Source organism: Pseudomonas sp. Lz4W (assembly GCF_000346225.2).
Lineage (GTDB): Bacteria > Pseudomonadota > Gammaproteobacteria > Pseudomonadales > Pseudomonadaceae > Aquipseudomonas > Aquipseudomonas paraversuta.
In genome coordinates this window covers 1,359,658-1,374,355 of sequence record NZ_CP017432.1, presented here as the reverse complement: position 1 = coordinate 1,374,355, position 14,698 = coordinate 1,359,658, and the positions used below count along the sequence as shown (strand labels likewise).

The following is a 14,698-nucleotide window of genomic DNA, read 5'->3' as shown; positions in this document are numbered from 1 at the left end:
CAATGAGCCAACCCTGGAGCCCTGACAGCTGGCGCGCCCTGCCGATCCAGCAACAACCCCGCTACCCTGACGCCGCTCACCTGCTGCGCGTGGAGCAAAGCCTGGCGAGTTATCCGCCACTGGTGTTTGCCGGTGAAGCCCGTGAACTGCGCCGCCAGTTTGCCGAGGTCACTGAAGGTCGGGCGTTCCTGTTACAGGGTGGCGATTGCGCAGAAAGCTTTGCCGAGTTTTCGGCGGCCAAGATTCGCGACACCTTCAAAGTGCTGCTGCAGATGGCCATCGTCATGACCTTCGCTGCTGGCTGCCCGGTGGTCAAGGTCGGGCGCATGGCAGGGCAATTCGCCAAACCGCGCTCGGCCAACGATGAAACGATCAATGGCGTGACCCTGCCGGCCTATCGCGGCGACATCGTCAACGGCATCGGCTTCGATGAAAAAAGCCGCGTACCCGACCCGGAGCGCCTGCTGCAGTCCTACCACCAGTCCACGGCCACCCTGAACCTGCTGCGCGCCTTTGCCCAGGGCGGGTTTGCCGATCTGCATCAGGTCCACAAGTGGAACCTGGACTTCATCGCCAACTCGGCACTGGCGGAGAAATACAGCCAGTTGGCCAACCGCATCGACGAAACCCTGGCCTTTATGCGCGCCTGCGGCATGGACAGTTCGCCGCAACTGCGCGAAACCAGCTTCTTTACGGCCCACGAAGCACTGTTGCTGAACTACGAAGAAGCCTTCGTGCGGCGCGACAGCCTGACCAACGATTACTACGACTGCTCGGCGCACATGCTGTGGATCGGCGACCGCACGCGCCAGCTCGACGGTGCCCACGTCGAGTTCCTGCGCGGGGTCAACAACCCGATCGGGGTCAAGGTCGGCCCGAGCATGAATACCGAAGAACTGCTGCGCCTGATCGACATCCTCAACCCCGACAACGACCCGGGCCGCCTCAACCTGATCGTGCGCATGGGCGCCAACAAGGTTGGCGACCACCTGCCGCAGCTGATCCGTGCGGTTGAAGGCGAAGGCAAGAAAGTGCTGTGGAGTTGCGACCCGATGCACGCCAACACCATCAAGGCCAGCAGCGGCTACAAGACCCGCGACTTTGCGCAGATTCTTGGCGAAGTGAAGCAGTTCTTCCAGGTCCATGAGGCCGAAGGCAGCTATGCCGGCGGGATTCATATCGAGATGACCGGGCAAAACGTCACCGAGTGCATTGGCGGAGCCAAGCCCATCACCGAAGACGGTTTGTCGGACCGCTACCACACCCACTGCGACCCGCGCATGAACGCCGACCAGTCGCTGGAACTGGCGTTCCTGATTGCCGAGACGCTGAAACAGGTCAAACGCTGAACCGCCTGACTTGTGCGCGAACTGCGGGAGCCGGCTTGCCAGCTCCCACAGGGGCTCTGCACCTGTACCGGCAAGCTTATTTGTTGAACGGGTCATCCCAAAAAGCCCGATGACTTTCGGATTCTATATCCGCCCGGCTCAGCCCCAGATCTTTAAGCGTCGCATCACTGATCCGCCGCAGATGCGCCCTTTGGCGCGACAGCTGGTACCAGCGGGCAATCACAGCCATCACCGTTTGCGCCCAGGACTTCTGACTGACTGGCCGGGCGATCCAGACAAAACCTTTTTGACCTTTCATCACTTGAGACCTCCGTAGGGATGGCTCAAGTTTCTGCCCGAGCTTAAGATCAATCCAACGAATGTTTCTTATGCGATACATCTGCGAGATTGATCAATGGCCGAATTCCCCAGTATCGATACCGACCTGTTGCGCACCTTTGCCGCCATTGCCGATCACGGCGGTTTTACTCGCGCCGCCGAAGTGGTCAATCGCACGCAGTCGGCGGTCAGCATGCAGATGAAACGGCTCGAAGACGACGTGCTCAAATGCGCGTTGTTCCAGCGCGACGGGCGCAATGTCAGCCTCACTCCCGAAGGCCATGTACTGCTCGGCTATGCACGGCGCATCCTTAAACTGCACAGCGAGGTATTCAATACCCTGCGTCAGCCGCATATGGTGGGCACGGTCAAAATCGGTTCACCCGATGATTACGTCATGCGCTTTCTGCCCGGCGTGCTGTCTCGCTTTGCCCAGGATTACCCGCTGATCAACGTCGAGGTGCATTGCGAACCCTCAGTGCAACTGCTGCAACGCAATGATCTGGACCTGACTATCGTGACCCGCGAACCCGGCACCGAAGTGGGCCAGATCCTGCGGCAGGAGCGCTTCGTATGGATGGTGGCCCAGGGCTTCTCGCCCCACGAGCAAACGCCGCTGCCACTGGCAATGTTCAATACCGACTGCTTCTGCCGGACCTGGGCCTGCAATGCGCTGGATATCATGCAGCGTGAATACCGGGTGGCCTATACCAGCGCCAGCCTGGCAGCGATCAACGCGGTGGTCAGTACCGGACTGGCGGTGACCGCCCAGTTGCAAAGCCTGCTGACCCCCGATCTGCGGATTATTGGCGAGGCCGAAAACCTGCCGCTATTGCCCTCAGCCAGCATTGTGCTGTTGCGCAAACCCAACAGCGTGACCTCGCCCATCATCGAGTGCTTTGCCGAATACATCGTCGAAGGCTTTAAGCTTTAATAGCCAGCAGCCCCGCGCACAGCAGCAAAAAGGCGCAGTACAAACCGCGCAGCATGCGTTCCGGCAGAGCGTGAGCCAGCCTGACTCCCCAGCTGATACTCAACAGCCCGCCCACAGCCATCGGCAGACCCATGATCCAGTTGACCTCGTCATGCACCGCGTAGGTCAACAGCGTAACGGCGGTACTTGGCGCTGCCAGGGCCAGCGACAAGCCCTGGGCCACCACTTGCGATGTGCCAAAGACGCTGGTCAGAACCGGCGCAGCCACCACTGCGCCGCCAACCCCAAACAAGCCCCCGGTAGTGCCCGCCACCGCACCCAGCACTCCGAACCAGGGCCAGCCACGGCCTGAGCGGGCAACCGGCTTTACAGGCAAGCGATACAGCTTGATCAGGTTGTAGAGGGTAATTGCCAGCAAGAAGGCGATAAACCCCCAGCGAATAACCCGCGCATCCACTCCAACGGCGAGCATGGCGCCCAGCCAGGCGAAGCAAAAACTCATCAACACCAACGGCAACGCCTGGCGCAGATCGATTTTATTGCGCTGGTGATAGCGGTACAGCGCGAGAAACACATTGGGCACCGACATGACCAAAGCGGTGCCTTGCGCGATCTGCTGATCCAGGCCGAACCACAAGCCCAGAACCGGAATTGCGATCAGGCCGCCGCCAATTCCGAACAACCCGCCCATCGCCCCCAGAGCAATACCCAGGGCTGTATACATTGCAAAATCGGTCAGCATTATGGTCCCTCTTCAGAAGCGCCCATGCTAACCAGTCCCCTGCACGCGGCAAAGCTCTAAACCGGGGCTTTTGACCGGCCAAAAAAAACCCGGCCATGGGGCCGGGCTTTATCATCGTACGGTTGACGCCAGGTTTAAACCTTGGCGCGGCCCTTGTAGGAGCCACCGTCACGGGTGTCGATCTCGATCCAGTCGCCGATTTCAACGAAATCTGCAACGCTCAGTTCGGTACCGTTTTTCAGTTTGGCAGGCTTCATCACCTTGCCCGAAGTGTCGCCGCGAGCGGAACCTTCGGTGTAGTCAACCTGACGCACGATAGTGGTCGGCAGCTCTACGGAAACCAGACGCTCTTCGAAGAAGATCGCTTCGCAAACGTCGGTCATGCCTTCTTCGATGAACGGCAGAACGGCTTCGATGTCTTCAGCGTTCAGCTCGTACATGGTGTAGTCAGTGGTGTCCATGAACGTGTAGGTGTCGCCGCTGATGAAGGACAGGGTCGCTTCTTTGCGATCCAGGATCACGTCTTCGAGCTTGTCGTCAGCGCTGTATACGATTTCAGTCTTGTAGCCGGTCAGCAGGTTTTTCAGCTTGGTCTTCATGATTGCGCTGTTACGACCGGACTTGGTGAATTCAGCTTTCTGAACCAACCAAGGGTCGTTTTCGAGCTTGATGACTGTACCGGGTTTAAGCTCTTTACCAGTTTTCATTGCGAGTATCCGAATTTGGAATGAGATTTACAAAAATCTAGGCCGCGTATCATATCCAATTTCTATAAAACAGTACTAGCGCTTGCGCAAGATCTGCTTGCAATGACTGTTGCAGACACCATCGTTCAGCGTGCGCAGTGATCTCGGGCCAGTGTTCAAGCAGCAAATTCCAGCTTTGCGCCATGTCTGAACCGGCATTCCAGGCGTGCCACAAGCCGGTAAAGGCTTGAGCGGCGGGCGCAGAAAGATCTTTTACATACAGGTCCAGAAAGGCATTGAGCTTGACCCAGTGCGCGTCTTCTTCCTGTTCATAGATATGCCAAAGCAGCGGCCGCCCGGCCCATTGCGCGCGGACGAACGAGTCTTCACCGCGCACCGCATTGAAATCACAACTCCATAACAGGTGGTCGTAATCCTGCTGGCGTACGAACGGCAAGCTCTGGACTTTCAGTGCTCCCCGCTGCTCGACCCTGCCCGGTGCCAGCTCATTGACCTCGAGCCAGCGCAGCAAATCCCCCATGATTCGCCCCTGGGGCACCAGCAGGTGGGTCGGCACACTGCCCGCGGCCATGGCGTCCAGCCAACTGGCCAGCCCGGCATTTTCATAGGCGAACAAAGAAACCAGCCGCGCGCTACTTTCAGGAAACACCCCCAGCCCTTGCAAAAATGCCCGTCTGGCCTGGGGGTCCTGCTCAAAGGCGCGCCGGCGGGCGAGCAAATCGGCCTCACGCAACAGACCACCGGTACCTTCACCAAACCCGGGGAAAAAGAACATCCGTTTCAAGCCATCCGGGCGCAGGGAGGGTAAACCGTGACAGCCGCTGACCCAGTCTTCCGCGCTCAAATACTCCAGATTGATCCACAACGCCGGCTTTTTCCGCGCTTTCATGGCCTGCAAATAGTCTTCAGGCAGCTTGCAGGCAAAGGCCTCCACCACCACATCGGCGACGTCCACCGACTGCCATTGCGCGGGCCACTGAAGCACCTCGACCCCCTGCTGCATCTGTTGCGCCGCCGTGGCGTCGGCCTCGGGGCACAGCGGCACGAATGCCGACAGATCATCGACCCACAGCCGCACCGACTGCTGATGTTCGGCCACCAATTGCCGGGCCAGACGCCAAGTCACCCCAATGTCGCCGTAGTTATCGACCACACTGCAAAAAATATCCCAGGAGGCTTTCATTCCGGGCTCCAACATTCAAAGGGCTGATTGTCCGCATTATTCGACGCGTACAGAAGGCTTAAGGCGGATTAATCTGCCGGGTACTCGTGCGACAATCGCCGATTGCCGTCATGACCCCCGTGAAAAACCGCCCCTTATGAACAAGAACGCTGTGTACCTGTTGATGCTGGAAAAGCTCGAAATCGATCTTGATGTGCTCCAGCGGGCAGCGCAAACCGCCTATGAAGCCGCCACCCACGCGGAGAATATCGCCGAGAACAAGTACGACACCCTGGGGCTTGAAGCGTCCTATCTGGCGACAGGCCAGGCGCGCCGGGTTGAAGAAATCCGCCAGGCGTTGAAAAACTGCCAGGCGATGGTGCTCGCGCCATTCAATCCCGCACAAGGGATTGAAGTGGGGGCGCTGGTCAATCTGGAGGCCGGGAACGGCAGCGGGCAATGGCTATTTCTCGCTCCGGATGCCGCGGGGCTCAAGCTTGTCCAGGACGGGCAAACCGTTACCGTCATCACCCCGCGCTCGCCGCTGGGCGCGGCGTTACTGGGCAAGCAGCCGGAGGATGAGGTGCTCATCAACATAGCCGGCGTCAGCCAGGGCTTTACTGTCTGCGAGGTCGAGTAGGCAGCGCCGCACTGTTGCCACTCGATATCCGCAGAGACGCGGGTGCCCGTCACGGGAGGCCGGGTGGCGGTGCCGGCAGATCAAGATCAAAAGCCCGGCCGGGCGTTACTTGGCGGCCATCAGGCGATTGACTTCGCTGCGCACCATGTTGGCGTATTCCGGCGGGGACATCGCGTCCAGCTCCGAACGCACCCACTCAGCCCATTTGCCCTTGCGCTTGGCGCGCTCGCCGAACAAACGCGCCGCATCCCCTTTGGCCTTGCCCAGATTGCTCTGCCAAAGGTCATACAGACGGGACTTTTCATCTTCAAGCGCAGCACGCTCAGCGAGGGGTTTGTTGGCGAGGTTGAAGCTCATGGGAATTTCCTGCGGCGTAAATTAGACGACATCTTACACCCTCCAAAGCAGTGCCTTACTCCGGTTTTTGACTACGCTCTCACCTCGGACACACAATCGGCCCCAAAACAGATGCAACTTTTTAGCATTGGGTTGACTCCATTATTCATCTCTCTTTTCACCTGCAAGGAGTACCGCAATGGCTCGAAAAAACGCCGTACAAGCCGCTGAAGATCAAATCAAGGATCAGGCATTCAGTGAGCTGCAACTGTTGATTACCGAATCTGAAAAGCTGCTCAAGGACAGTGCGTCCCTGCTCGGCGAGGAGGGCGAAACCCTGCGTGCCCAGGTAGGTCTCAAGCTCAAGCAGGCGCTCGACTCGGTGAGCAACGTGCGTGAACGCACCAAACCTGTGGTCGATGCCACCGAAAATTACATTGGCGGCCATCCGTGGCAGACCGTGGCCATCTCGGCCGGCTTCGGGCTGGTGGTCGGCCTGCTGCTGGGCCGTCGCAACTAACTACCAAGCCCCTCAGGGGGCGCCTGTCTGTGCAGGAGCGAGCTTGTCTCGCGATGATTGTTAACGGGAATGCGTGTTTAGCGGTTAAGCACGGCGCTTTCGAGACCATCGCGAGGCAAGCTCGCTTCTGCAGTTGAGAGAGCAGCTTTTGAAGTGAACAGCATTGCCTCACAGAGGTGCCTTGTCGTTTAAAAATCAAAATCCTGGACATATTCAGTGACATCCATGACAGGCAGTCCCGATACTTGATCGTCTTCCCATGCCAACGAGACAGTCAATGTCCGCTTCTTCTGCTGCTACCAAACCCTTAAGCACTGCCCTGATCCTGTTGATGGCAACCGCCACCGGCCTGGCTGTCGCCAGTAACTATTACGCCCAGCCCTTGCTGCACACCATCGCCCAGCAACTGGGCTTGAGCATGAGCAGCGCCGGCACCGTGGTGATCACCGCGCAACTTAGCTACGGTGCCGGCCTGTTGTTGCTGGTGCCGCTGGGCGACCTGTTCGAACAACGCCGGCTGATCGTCAGCATGACCGTGCTCAGCGCCCTGGGCCTTTTATTGAGTGCATTCGCACCTTCGCTGCCCTGGCTTCTGGTCGGCACGGCGATGACCGGCCTGTTTTCGGTTTCCGCCCAGGTGCTGGTGCCAATGGCCGCCAGCCTGACAGACCCGCAGAGCCGGGGCCGTGTAGTGGGTACTTTGATGAGCGGCCTGCTGCTGGGGATATTGCTGGCCCGAACCGTAGCGGGGGCGCTGTCTTCGGCGGGTGACTGGCGGACCATTTATCTGGTGGCTGCAGCCTTGATGACAGTCAGCGCCATCGCCCTGTTTTGCGCGCTGCCCAACCATCACCAGAGCGCAGGCCTGAGCTACCCGAAACTGCTGGGGTCGGTGTTCAAGCTGTTTGTCGAAGAACCGGTGCTGCGCCTGCGCTCGATCCTGGGCCTGTTGACCTTCTCGCTGTTCGCCCTGTTCTGGACTCCGCTGGCCTTTTTGCTGGCCGTGCCGCCCTACAGCTACTCGGACGCGATCATTGGCCTGTTCGGCCTGGCAGGCGCTGTCGGGGCGGTGGCCGCCAACTGGGCCGGGCGCATGGCCGATCGCGGCAAAGGCCAGCTGGCCACCACCGTCGGCTTGCTGGCCCTGCTGGCGTGCTGGTTGCCCATGGCGTTTGCCGGCCACTCATTGCTTGCACTGCTGATTGGTGTACTGGTGCTCGATTTTGCCGTGCAACTGGTGCACGTCAGCAACCAGAATGCGGTGTTTAAAGTCCGCCCGGCCGCCCGCAATCGCCTCAACGCCGGCTACATCACCTGCTATTTCATTGGTGGCGCACTGGGCTCTCTGGTAGGCGCGCAGACCTATCCGGTCTATGGCTGGAACGGCATTGTGATCGTCGGCGCGGCGGTGGCAACTCTGGCACTGGCGGTATGGGGCTATGCCTTGCAGCAGGAAAGCAGGCTGCAGCCCGTCGCCTAAGGGTGGTTGCGGCACTTTTCATCACCGGGCGAACTCGCTAGGATGCGTATCCCACCTGAAAACGGTCCGCCCACGCGGGCCGTCTTACTGCTTCGAGACGCCGCATGATCCCTAAAGAATCCCGTAACGAACTGGCCCTGGACACTTTCATCAAAGCGCACCCCGAGCTGCTCGAGGAGATGAAAGAACTCAGCGCTGAAGATCGACAGCAACAAATTCTCTGGGCATTCGAGAGCGCCGCCGACGATCTGGGTATTGAAGCCTGGGAGCTGGCACTGCAACTGATCGCCCGCTCGCCGCAGGAGCTCGAAGCCATGCGCCTTGAAGTCCATCAAGAAGTGGCCGAAGCCCTGGAGATGAGCTGGGAAGAATACTGCGGCTTGAATGACATCGCAGTCTGAGAGCCTCGCCAGCGGTGCAGGGTCAACCCGTCACCGCTCGTCGCTTGCATCGCACTAATCCCCCGCGCCAGCACACCAATATCAGGTACGACTCCCAACTGTCTGGAGACGCAACCATGATTAGCTCATCGATCAAAATCCTGTCGCTGGCCGCAGCACTCTGTGTGGTATCCGCCACCAGCCTGGCCGACTCCTCCACTGGCCCGACCGTGCCGATACAACCGACCGAGCCGCCCTCAGGCCAGGACGTCAAGCCCACCATCAATCTCGACTCCAAGATCCATAACGACGCCGACGTGCCTAACCATCCATCAGTTGACCCACGGGTGCAGGGCGATGACCCCGGACGTCAGGGCGGGATGAATACTGATGGCAATGGCCCGATTGGCAGTGACCCGGTTGCGCCGCCAACCACACCAAAACCCTGAACCTCCATTGCCAGCAGCAGGTCTTGTAGGAGCTGGCTTTCCCGCGACGGGTTTACCCCGCGGGCTCAGGCAAAACCTGTTGCCCGCATCGCTGCAAAGCCAGACTCCCACAGGGTTTTGCAAGATTCAGGGAGTGCGGCTCAAGATTTGTGATGGGCGTCCACCAGCTTCTTGGCCATCACCAGGTGCATCTCGAGTTTGGGCAGGTATTTTTCGGCGAAAGCCTTCAATTCGGGAGAGTCAGGGTTCTTGATCTGCTGCTCGAACAACTCAATGGCCTCTTCATGGGCCTTGACCTGATTGGCGGCATAGGCGGCATCAAATGAGTCGCCTTCCTGTATTTGCAGCATCAGCTTCTTGGCCTTACCCAGGATTTGCTCGTCGGTCGAGACTTGCAGATCGTGCTTTTGCGCGAGTTCTTTCAAGTCCCGGTTGGCATCCGTATGGTCCTTGATCATCTCCACGGCGTAGCTCTCTATATCCGTTGAAGACGTTTTGCCAATCGCCATACGGCTGGTTTCAATCTCGGCTATCCCGGCCGCAGATGCCTCATCCACGAAGTTGGCCGGACTGGCTGCTACAGCGGTACCCGCCACCACCAGGGCACATGCAAGGGCACAGCCTGCGACGAAGCGTTTAGGGCCAATCAGGTGTTTCATAACGTCCTCCAGAAAAAGGCAGGTTTATTCCCTGCACTGAATCTGAAGGCCCATGACCACAAAGGTTTAGATAAAGGCTTTTTTTCTGACCGACGGGCACTACTGGCATCGCGCAGGATCAACTACGCCCCCTTTTGCCACCCATCAATGACACTGCCCAGATATTCGATACCTTCACCGACCTAGAGGTTGAATGCCCCGTGACGGGGACAAAAAATCACTACCTCCATTGCGTAACACATTGAAACAAATGCACAGTGAGACACGTCCTGCATTAGAAGCCAGCGATCACTGCCATGAAAATAATTATTAATTACATCAGAAACCGATATTGGAAGAACTGGATTCGCAAGCACAAATGCAAAGTTTCTGGCGGTCTGCATTCACTGCACAAAAGAAGCACCTTGCGTCTGGAGGAAGGCGTATCTCTGGGGCATATGATCATTGAGCCTAAAAACCTGAAGATCGGCGCCCACACCTATATCCGAAGTGATTGTGTCCTTACCGCGGTTTCCTCAATCGGCCGGTTCTGCTCTATCGGAACGGGGTGTGTCATCGGGCAAGAAAAGGGCGGGCATCCTTCCACCTGGCTCAGCTCTCATCCTTTCCAGTACACCAACACAGGATTGACCTACGATCCTGAAATATCCGACGTGACCATTGGCCATGATGTCTGGATTGGTCACAGTGCGATGATCATGGAAGGCGTAACAGTTGGCACCGGAGCGATAATTGCCACCCGGTCAGTGGTTGCTCATGATGTCCCGCCCTATGCAGTAGTCGCAGGTTTACCTGCGAAAGTAGTCAAATACAGGCATACACCAGAAATGATTTCGCAATTGCTGAATAGCAAGTGGTGGGATTGTGAGATCGACTCTCTGCGAGACTTGCCGTTGAATGACCCCACTGCAGCCCTGCCAATGCTGGAGGAGCTGCGTAAAGAAAAGCCGGCTCGATATCAAGAGATTCAGGTAACGCGCAGAGGTTGCTGTGTAGTGGCCAACTAACTCCGGACACGGCGTCAAGTTTTTTGGACTACCCGTCTACCCTAGACCTCGGCCCGGGCCATATCCCGGGCTTTGTAGACCCCCTTGCCGGTGACGGTGCTCACGCAGCCGCAAAAAACAGAACCCCCCCTACCCTTTCCATCTCGTTTCCATATCGCCTTTTTGCAGACGCAAGAAACCACAACCCCCCGACTTTCTCTAGGAAAATCAGGGATTTGTGTTTACTTAATGTGGCGGTGAAGGAGAGACTTTCCACAGAGCAACATTAAAGCCAATAAACACGGGGGTTACAGGCTATCAACCACCATTTTGCTACAAAATACTGCTACAAAATGGCGAAAAAAAGGGTAGTCTCATCGGCTGGAACATTCTGGAAAACCATCCCTAATGGCAAGCGACAATCTTGTTCTCCGTGGCGGCACTTGGCACGCACGAATGGTCATCCCGTCTGACGTTCGACACATCCTCAATAGACGAGAGTTCACAGCATCGCTTAAAACCGGAAACAAGACCGAGGCCCAGCGGAAAAAAGTTCCTGTCCTTTTCACTTGGCAGGACCAGATAGACGAAGCAAGGTCCAAAATTGCTGGCAACGGAGAGGACTGGAAGGAAAAGACTTGGCGACGCTCGCTTTCCATAACAGAAAAATTCCGAGATGGGGTTACAGGATTGGCGCTGAACGAAGCTGACTTTTTGGAAAAGGTCAGCCAGAAAGGAATTACAGCTTTTTATGAGCAAATGATAAATTTTCTTGCCTCACGTCAGAAAAAAGGGCTGTTTGACAGAACTCAAATGGAGGATATGGAAAACATCCTTGACCAGTGGCATAACAAATGGTCAGCCATCTACAATTCAGAGCCTAATACCCTCTCCTTAACACTTGAACAAAAAATCCAATGCTATTCCGAGCTAACCGACTTCCATAGGAATTTTGCATATCATCAACTGACCACAAAACAGATTATAAGCAAGAATGGTCATGAAGAAGCAATTGCGCTACTGAAAGATCCTACCTTGTACAGACCAAAAACGCCTATAACTAATGGTCGATTGGAAACCTTTGAAAGCCATCAGAAGGTTACTCGTGGGGTAATACCAAAAAGCGTGGACATGCAAATATCTCGACTTAAACGTTTGAGAGACTACCTTGAAGAATACCGCCTAGAACTTGAATTCGATTCAGTAGCAAAATACATGGATAGCCTAAAAGCCACCCATCCGCTGACCAAAAAGCAATATTTATTCGCTGGTAATGCCTTTTGGAAATGGGCCAACAAATACGACTCGAAATTCAAAGAGACTTATAAAAACACACCTTGCCCCTTCCTCAACCATGAATTCCCTATCAATAAAAAGGGCAAACGAGACGATAGCCGCAAAGCATTCAGCCCGGAAGACATTTCAAAACTCTATATCGGAGCGTTAGAGCATAAAAACAAACACCTAAAAGACTTGATATGCATCGCAGCCTATACAGGCTGTCGAATAGAAGAGATTTGCCAATTAATCATAGAAAAAAGCATCATCAAAGAATATAACATTTTATGCTTCTCCATTGAAGATGCTAAAAGCCCAGCAGGCATCAGAAAAATACCAATCCACACCTGTCTTCTTCCAACAATCGACAGGTTAAAAAAGGAATCCACTAACGGAATGCTTATACCAAGTAAAAGTAAAAATAAATATGGCATTCTGTCCGACCTCTACTCCAAGGCTTTTGGGCGCTTTAAATTAGAGTTAGGCTATGAGAAGAATTATGTATTTCATAGTATAAGAAAAACTGTGATTACTCAACTCCAAAGAGCCGGAGTTGAGGGCATCACCATTGCTTCAATTGTAGGGCATGAGACAGGCACCATTACTTTCGATATTTACTCCGAAGGTCCCAGTCTCAAGCAAAAACAAAAAGCACTCGAGCGATTAAAATTCAATTTACCCTAATCCTCAAATCTGAATGTCCAGCCCTAAAACGCACCCAATCAAGATTAGGCACCTTTTAGGGCTTCGCCTCAAAGCATTACAAGCAGGCTGAACAAGTCCAGCCAAAAATAGAGCCCCATACAAGTATGGGCAAGCTGGACAAGTCCAGCTTAAAAGCAAAAGCATTGATCCATAAATGCTACTCTATCATTGTGTGTGAGATTATTAACCCGTTGGGCTTACCACCACACTTTGCTTACGCAAAGACGCTTCGCTTGTGGTAGTAAGCACGGGTTCCTTGCCGGAATGGCAGAAGCAAAAAGCGCTCTGCTCCAATATAACAATCAACATGAGGACAAAATGAATGGTAAAAAAATAACGTCAATGATATTCAAGACATTGAACTATACAAATGAGATTAAGAAAAAATCAACAAATGGACAGGGTGGTCGCCGTCAGTTATTCAAGAGTCTGCGTCACTCACTTCGCATACCAGCAAGTCAGCCAAAAAAACTGGAATGGTTCGATGAGCAATCTCATCTTAACCTAATCTGGCTTCTTGGAACTGACACAACTAGGCTTGACGATTACCCGAAAGAACAGAGAGAAGCACTACTTGCAAAAATTATCGATGAGGCAGAAGCGCCAACTGTCGTTAAGAACAACAGAGCTGAACTACTAGAAGAACGTACAAAACTAAAAAACAAAGTTAAAAACGCAAGCAAAAAAGAAACTGATGATGGAAGTATCCTCGCTTTTCAAAACATACTCAACGTCAAAGGCATTGCCGATATTAAACAGCTTTTATCTGACCTTGCTTTGTTCGACATACAACGAAAAAACCAGAAACTCAATACAGCACGAAAATTTCTTGAGTGTCATAACGAGATTGAAAATGGTCCAAAGCCTCTCATAAGAAAAAACCAAGCAGTCATCCAAGAAGCGTTTTTCAAATTCCCATCTAAAAATGAAGTTTCAGGGGTTAGCGCAGAAGATCGAATTGACCTAATCAAAGGTTTTTACCAGCAGGTGTTTCCTGAATACCCTATTCACTTCATTGTTTTGCATGGTGATGAAGACGTTGACCTAAAAGACCATAGCGACCATCCGCACTTATTCATTTCAACAAAGAACAGTAAAACCGGGCGTTATGACCTGCGTAAAACGCAGATCAATAAAATTAATTCCTACCTGAAAAAGCATCGCCCTGTAACAGAACTAATCGGTGAAACACCTGATTTTTTGGAGTCTCAATTATTGTTCGGGTATTTACAGGATATGTTTTACGCCTATACAAACAACAGGCTACTAAAAAATACGCCCTATTTTGCCAAGAAACACGAAAAGACCGAAGGCCACATGAACACGCTCCGCTACATCAATGGAGAAGCTAAAAAGCCAAAATCAGAACGTGCCTTTAATCTCTATACGCTTGCCAAGGACAAACGGGACGAGGCGGATAGAAAAGCCGAGTTTGCACAGTTGAGTGCGGCGCAGGGGCAGAACAAAACGCCCATAAAGCACAAGCATACACCCAGCTGGCTAAACGATACGTTAAAGCGCAGATGACCAAGGCAGAGGACGCAATAGAGCGCCAGAGGATTGCAGAGGAAGCCACAGCGGATGAACACGAACAAGCAGCCTTATACCGCCGTAGCGCTGACTCATATCAGCTGACCATTGCAAGCAGAGCCGTCGAACACGATAAGATTCAGGCAGAGATAGTATCATCACGAGCAGAGTTAAAACTATACAAGACAAATCTGTCCAACTTACTAGATGGCATAATTAGTTGGATAGATGAGGTTTTCTCCGCAAGACGCCAAGATATTCAGGATAAATTTTTAGAGCAGGCGAGACAAGCGTTTGAACGGGTTAGAGAGAACGATAGGACAGCAAATAAATCTTATACTAGAAAAGCAGAATCAGAAGTAGACCAACAGTTGGAAATTTTAGACAAGTATAATGATACTTTTCCTGACCTGCCCGAGGCGAAGGAAGTCAGACGCAGAATCATCAAGCCATGAATAGACAACCGGAAGGTGGCTTATTTAAATAACAATACAATATTGAATCCTCACATCACAACATTCCT

17 protein-coding genes are annotated in these 14,698 nt (G+C 54.0%); 11 read left to right on the top strand and 6 right to left on the bottom strand.

Features of this window, described 5'->3' with window-relative positions:
• Nucleotides 1-2: 2 nt before the first annotated feature.
• Nucleotides 3-1,349, top strand: a complete 1,347-nt coding sequence (locus B195_RS06655) for a class II 3-deoxy-7-phosphoheptulonate synthase (RefSeq protein ID WP_003446569.1) — start codon at nucleotides 3-5, stop codon at nucleotides 1,347-1,349.
• 76 nt (nucleotides 1,350-1,425) lie between these two features.
• On the opposite strand, the gene B195_RS06650 is transcribed toward B195_RS06655, so the two are convergent.
• Nucleotides 1,426-1,647 carry a DUF1127 domain-containing protein gene (locus B195_RS06650; RefSeq protein ID WP_003446567.1) on the bottom strand — a complete coding sequence of 74 codons (222 nt, stop codon included), beginning with the start codon at nucleotides 1,645-1,647 and terminating at the stop codon, nucleotides 1,426-1,428.
• 96 nt (nucleotides 1,648-1,743) lie between these two features.
• Here B195_RS06650 and B195_RS06645 point away from each other — a divergent pair, with 96 nt between their 5' ends.
• Nucleotides 1,744-2,601: a LysR substrate-binding domain-containing protein gene (locus B195_RS06645; RefSeq protein WP_003446564.1), complete on the top strand. Its 858-nt coding sequence runs from the start codon at nucleotides 1,744-1,746 to the stop codon at nucleotides 2,599-2,601.
• On the opposite strand, the gene B195_RS06640 is transcribed toward B195_RS06645, so the two are convergent.
• From B195_RS06640 to earP, 3 genes are all read right to left on the bottom strand, one after another.
• A complete protein-coding gene (locus tag B195_RS06640; protein ID WP_003446559.1) occupies nucleotides 2,591-3,343 on the bottom strand; it encodes a sulfite exporter TauE/SafE family protein in 753 nt (250 codons plus the stop codon). The two genes, B195_RS06645 and B195_RS06640, sit on opposite strands and share 11 nt — an antisense overlap.
• A 134-nt stretch (nucleotides 3,344-3,477) precedes the next feature.
• Nucleotides 3,478-4,050 carry an elongation factor P gene (locus B195_RS06635; RefSeq protein ID WP_003446557.1) on the bottom strand — a complete coding sequence of 191 codons (573 nt, stop codon included), beginning with the start codon at nucleotides 4,048-4,050 and terminating at the stop codon, nucleotides 3,478-3,480.
• Nucleotides 4,051-4,099: 49 nt separating this feature from the next.
• Nucleotides 4,100-5,233, bottom strand: a complete 1,134-nt coding sequence (earP, locus tag B195_RS06630; protein ID WP_003446555.1) for an elongation factor P maturation arginine rhamnosyltransferase EarP — start codon at nucleotides 5,231-5,233, stop codon at nucleotides 4,100-4,102.
• Nucleotides 5,234-5,369: 136 nt separating this feature from the next.
• Between earP and B195_RS06625 the strand changes: the two genes are divergently transcribed.
• Nucleotides 5,370-5,852 (top strand): hypothetical protein, encoded by a 483-nt coding sequence (locus tag B195_RS06625; protein WP_003446554.1) that lies wholly within the window; start codon nucleotides 5,370-5,372, stop codon nucleotides 5,850-5,852.
• A gap of 105 nt (nucleotides 5,853-5,957) precedes the next feature.
• On the opposite strand, the gene B195_RS06620 is transcribed toward B195_RS06625, so the two are convergent.
• Nucleotides 5,958-6,209: a hypothetical protein gene (locus tag B195_RS06620; protein WP_003446553.1), complete on the bottom strand. Its 252-nt coding sequence runs from the start codon at nucleotides 6,207-6,209 to the stop codon at nucleotides 5,958-5,960.
• Between the two features lie 178 nt (nucleotides 6,210-6,387).
• Here B195_RS06620 and B195_RS06615 point away from each other — a divergent pair, with 178 nt between their 5' ends.
• From B195_RS06615 to B195_RS06600, 4 genes are all read left to right on the top strand, one after another.
• On the top strand, nucleotides 6,388-6,708 hold the full coding sequence (locus B195_RS06615; RefSeq protein ID WP_003446552.1) for a YqjD family protein: 321 nt from the start codon (nucleotides 6,388-6,390) through the stop codon (nucleotides 6,706-6,708).
• A gap of 277 nt (nucleotides 6,709-6,985) precedes the next feature.
• Entirely contained in the window at nucleotides 6,986-8,188 is a 1,203-nt protein-coding gene (locus tag B195_RS06610) for an MFS transporter (protein WP_003446551.1), read from the top strand.
• 104 nt (nucleotides 8,189-8,292) lie between these two features.
• On the top strand, nucleotides 8,293-8,589 hold the full coding sequence (locus B195_RS06605; RefSeq protein ID WP_003446549.1) for a DUF6388 family protein: 297 nt from the start codon (nucleotides 8,293-8,295) through the stop codon (nucleotides 8,587-8,589).
• A gap of 116 nt (nucleotides 8,590-8,705) precedes the next feature.
• Nucleotides 8,706-9,017, top strand: a complete 312-nt coding sequence (locus tag B195_RS06600) for a hypothetical protein (RefSeq protein ID WP_003446546.1) — start codon at nucleotides 8,706-8,708, stop codon at nucleotides 9,015-9,017.
• A 140-nt stretch (nucleotides 9,018-9,157) separates the two neighbouring features.
• Here the strand turns inward: B195_RS06600 and B195_RS06595 are convergent, their stop codons facing one another.
• Complete coding sequence (locus B195_RS06595) at nucleotides 9,158-9,676, bottom strand: DUF4142 domain-containing protein (RefSeq protein ID WP_003446544.1); 519 nt, start codon at nucleotides 9,674-9,676, stop codon at nucleotides 9,158-9,160.
• Between the two features lie 296 nt (nucleotides 9,677-9,972).
• On the opposite strand from B195_RS06595, the gene B195_RS06590 reads away from it, so the two are divergent.
• The 4 genes from B195_RS06590 to B195_RS06575 all read left to right on the top strand — a co-directional run bounded on the left by B195_RS06590 (nucleotide 9,973) and on the right by B195_RS06575 (nucleotide 14,630).
• A complete protein-coding gene (locus tag B195_RS06590) occupies nucleotides 9,973-10,683 on the top strand; it encodes a CatB-related O-acetyltransferase (RefSeq protein WP_158525117.1) in 711 nt (236 codons plus the stop codon).
• A 387-nt stretch (nucleotides 10,684-11,070) separates the two neighbouring features.
• Nucleotides 11,071-12,624 (top strand): DUF6538 domain-containing protein, encoded by a 1,554-nt coding sequence (locus tag B195_RS06585; protein WP_003446540.1) that lies wholly within the window; start codon nucleotides 11,071-11,073, stop codon nucleotides 12,622-12,624.
• Between the two features lie 285 nt (nucleotides 12,625-12,909).
• The gene (locus B195_RS06580) at nucleotides 12,910-14,172 is read left to right on the top strand and encodes a hypothetical protein (RefSeq protein ID WP_003446539.1); all 1,263 of its coding nucleotides are present in this window, start codon (nucleotides 12,910-12,912) and stop codon (nucleotides 14,170-14,172) included.
• Nucleotides 14,169-14,630 carry a hypothetical protein gene (locus B195_RS06575; RefSeq protein WP_003446538.1) on the top strand — a complete coding sequence of 154 codons (462 nt, stop codon included), beginning with the start codon at nucleotides 14,169-14,171 and terminating at the stop codon, nucleotides 14,628-14,630. The genes B195_RS06580 and B195_RS06575 overlap by 4 nt, the downstream gene beginning before the upstream one ends.
• Nucleotides 14,631-14,698 lie beyond the last annotated feature (68 nt).

Coding starts and splice junctions, on each gene's coding strand:
- B195_RS06655 (WP_003446569.1), top strand. CDS start 3: ATGAGCCAACCCTGGAGCCCTGACAGCTGGCGCGCCCTGCCGATCCAG.
- B195_RS06650 (WP_003446567.1), bottom strand. CDS start 1,647: ATGAAAGGTCAAAAAGGTTTTGTCTGGATCGCCCGGCCAGTCAGTCAG.
- B195_RS06645 (WP_003446564.1), top strand. CDS start 1,744: ATGGCCGAATTCCCCAGTATCGATACCGACCTGTTGCGCACCTTTGCC.
- B195_RS06640 (WP_003446559.1), bottom strand. CDS start 3,343: ATGCTGACCGATTTTGCAATGTATACAGCCCTGGGTATTGCTCTGGGG.
- B195_RS06635 (WP_003446557.1), bottom strand. CDS start 4,050: ATGAAAACTGGTAAAGAGCTTAAACCCGGTACAGTCATCAAGCTCGAA.
- earP (WP_003446555.1), bottom strand. CDS start 5,233: ATGAAAGCCTCCTGGGATATTTTTTGCAGTGTGGTCGATAACTACGGC.
- B195_RS06625 (WP_003446554.1), top strand. CDS start 5,370: ATGAACAAGAACGCTGTGTACCTGTTGATGCTGGAAAAGCTCGAAATC.
- B195_RS06620 (WP_003446553.1), bottom strand. CDS start 6,209: ATGAGCTTCAACCTCGCCAACAAACCCCTCGCTGAGCGTGCTGCGCTT.
- B195_RS06615 (WP_003446552.1), top strand. CDS start 6,388: ATGGCTCGAAAAAACGCCGTACAAGCCGCTGAAGATCAAATCAAGGAT.
- B195_RS06610 (WP_003446551.1), top strand. CDS start 6,986: ATGTCCGCTTCTTCTGCTGCTACCAAACCCTTAAGCACTGCCCTGATC.
- B195_RS06605 (WP_003446549.1), top strand. CDS start 8,293: ATGATCCCTAAAGAATCCCGTAACGAACTGGCCCTGGACACTTTCATC.
- B195_RS06600 (WP_003446546.1), top strand. CDS start 8,706: ATGATTAGCTCATCGATCAAAATCCTGTCGCTGGCCGCAGCACTCTGT.
- B195_RS06595 (WP_003446544.1), bottom strand. CDS start 9,676: ATGAAACACCTGATTGGCCCTAAACGCTTCGTCGCAGGCTGTGCCCTT.
- B195_RS06590 (WP_158525117.1), top strand. CDS start 9,973: ATGAAAATAATTATTAATTACATCAGAAACCGATATTGGAAGAACTGG.
- B195_RS06585 (WP_003446540.1), top strand. CDS start 11,071: ATGGCAAGCGACAATCTTGTTCTCCGTGGCGGCACTTGGCACGCACGA.
- B195_RS06580 (WP_003446539.1), top strand. CDS start 12,910: ATGGCAGAAGCAAAAAGCGCTCTGCTCCAATATAACAATCAACATGAG.
- B195_RS06575 (WP_003446538.1), top strand. CDS start 14,169: ATGACCAAGGCAGAGGACGCAATAGAGCGCCAGAGGATTGCAGAGGAA.